This is a genomic window from Vibrio sp. 10N.222.55.C6 (assembly GCF_041473395.1).
Taxonomy (GTDB): Bacteria; Pseudomonadota; Gammaproteobacteria; order Enterobacterales; family Vibrionaceae; genus Vibrio; species Vibrio crassostreae_C.
The window spans coordinates 1-222 of record NZ_JBFRSD010001044.1 but is presented as its reverse complement, the minus strand read 5'-3'; the positions used below and the strand labels follow the sequence as shown (position 1 = coordinate 222).

Sequence of the window (222 nt, the reverse complement as noted above, 5' to 3'; positions counted from 1 at the left end):
ATCGGGCAAAGCATGGTTTCAATTTGTTCTTGGCTATAGCCGCGTTGCTCTAAGCGGAAATCGAACTTCTTGCGCTTAGTGAGTGATCCAATCATTCCGAAGTAACGGCTGTCTTCACGGTCGATAATCGCTTTGGTTAAATCGAAATCAAGCTGGTGGTTGTGGGTCATCACAAGGTAATAGCTGTTCGGTGGCATGTGTTTTACTTCACCGACTGGATCG

The 222-nt window shown here is 46.4% G+C and carries 1 protein-coding gene; it reads right to left on the bottom strand.

Annotation, left to right across the window (positions count from 1 at the left end):
• The coding region (locus tag AB4486_RS27470) for an XdhC family protein (protein ID WP_372119962.1) at positions 1-222 on the bottom strand (222 nt) is incomplete at both ends.